Genomic DNA, 2045 nt, shown 5'->3' with positions numbered 1-2045 from the left:
CGCTGGTCGGCGTCGCCGCCGGGACGATTCTGCTGGGCGGGTTGCTGCTGGCCTTCGCCCGCCGGCGCGCGTAGGGGCCCGGGCTCGTCGTCGTCCCCTCCACGCGGGCCCGGGCAAATCGTTGCGGGGCCACTCGGAAGGCCGGGCGGTAGGCCGCGCCGCCAGCGGTTACCCGCGGGCGGTCACCCCTGCGGACTCACCCCTGACCACTCACCCCTGCGAACTCATCTCCCGGCAGCGGTCCCACAGTGCGGCGGCGACCTCGCGGTCGTGCGAGGCCTTGGTGGAGTTCACGGTCGTCGGGTACCCGGTGAGCTCGCCGGGGCCGTCGGGGCCGATGTACGCGCCGCCCGCGACGGACTCCACGGTCGCGGCGTAGAGCTGCGGCAGGGCCCCACGCTCGGCCGGTTGCACGAGGAACGGGATCTTCTCCACGCCCTTCATCAGCAGGTCCTGCACGCGGCTGCCGCTGCGGTACTGCAGATTGGTCGCCGAATAACCGGGGTGCGCGGCCACCGCCCTCAGCGACGACCCCGCGGCCTCGAGGCGACGCTGCTGCTCGTAGGCGAGCATGACGCAGGCCAGCTTGGAGGCGGCGTACACCGGCATCGGGGCGTAGCGGCGACGGGTCCAGTCCAGGTCGTCGGGGTCCACCGTGCCGAAGCGGTGCATCATCGAGCCCAGCCACACCACCCGGTCGGTGAGCGCCGGCGCGACGTGCTCGGTGAGCGCGAAGTGGCCGAGGACGTTGACGCCGAACTGCATCTCGTGGCCCTGCGCGGTGCGCGACCGTGGGATGTTCATCAGCCCCGCGTTATTGATGAGCACGTCGGGCGAGCGGCCCGCGAGCAGCTCACCCGCCGCGTGCACGGACTCGAGGTCGGCCAGGTCGAGTTCGACGACCTCGGCGCGGTCCGGGTGCGCGAGCCCCGCGCGGGCCGTCTCGGCGCGGCCCGTGTCACGGCAGGCCATGATCACGCGGGCGCCCGCGTCGGTCAGCGCGCGGGTGGACTGCAGGCCCAGCCCGGAGTTCGCCCCGGTGACCACGAAGGTCCGGCCGGTCTGGTCAGGGATGTCGGCGGTCGTCCATCGGCTCATGCGGGCCAGGGTACGTCCGCCGTCCGACATCGCCCACCGGCTCATGCGGGGCAGTTCACTCCCAGGTGGCGGTGTCCGGGTCGACGCCGTGCGCCCGGGCGTTGGCCTCGACGGCGGCGACCAGCCACTGAGTCAGGCCCGGCTCGTGCACGTCGTACGTCTCGGCGAAGCGTGGGTCCTCGACGTACATCCGCGCCAGGCAGACCTGCATCGCATGCGTGCAGTCGTAGAACCGCCCGATCGATGCGCGGTGGCGCTCGGCCAGCTCCGCGGCCTCCGGCGCCCCCGGGTCCATGCCGGCACGCTTGGCGGCGGCGAGGTCGACGTTGAGCGCGTCGCCCTCGGCCTTGACCTGCTTCCAGTCCTCCCTGGACATGCGCGCCGTGCGTTCCTGCGACTGCGCCCACTGCGGGGTGTCGCCCCAGCGGTGCTCGGCCTCCTCCTGGTACTCCTCCTTCCAGTCCGTGCCGAAGATCTCGGCCCTGTCCTGAGGGGTCAGTGGTGCGTTCATATCGATCGCCTCCTTCATGCGGTCGACTGCGGAGACCATCTCCTGCAGGTGCGAGATGCGTCCGACCAGCAGCTCCCGCTGGCGGGTCAGGTGAGCCAGGGCGTCGGCCTCCGGGTCATCGAGCAGGTCCCCGATCTCCGCGAGTGGGAAGCCCAGCTCGCGGTAGACCAGGATCCGGTGGAGGCGGGCGACGTCGTCGTCGTCATACACCCGGTAGTCCGACCACGTCCTGCCGCTCGCCGGCGCCAACCCGATCCGGTCCCAGTGGTGCAGGGTCCGGACGCTCACCCCGACCAGCGCGGCGACCGCTCCCACGGTGAGCCCGTCTCTCGTCGTCATGTCTCCAGCATCTCTCACATCCACGAGCGTGGGGCCTGACGCGATGTCAGGGTCAAGCCCGGGTTTCCGCGACCGGCGGGCGAAGAACGGTGGCAGG

Annotated in this window: 2 protein-coding genes; both read right to left on the bottom strand. The window is 71.9% G+C overall.

The annotated features are described in order from the left end of the window. Window positions 1–210: 210 nt before the first annotated feature. A complete protein-coding gene (locus tag G6024_RS14455; RefSeq protein ID WP_067715114.1) occupies window positions 211–1098 on the bottom strand; it encodes an oxidoreductase in 888 nt (295 codons plus the stop codon). 55 nt (window positions 1099–1153) lie between these two features. Continuing rightward, complete coding sequence (locus tag G6024_RS14450) at window positions 1154–1948, bottom strand: MerR family transcriptional regulator (RefSeq protein ID WP_069389402.1); 795 nt, start codon at window positions 1946–1948, stop codon at window positions 1154–1156. Window positions 1949–2045: the final 97 nt, after the last annotated feature.

The sequence above is a fragment of the Dietzia maris genome, assembly GCF_014144855.1.
GTDB lineage: Bacteria > Actinomycetota > Actinomycetes > Mycobacteriales > Mycobacteriaceae > Dietzia > Dietzia kunjamensis.
Note: the sequence above shows the minus strand (reverse complement) of the source record. Positions and strands in the feature narration are given on the sequence as shown.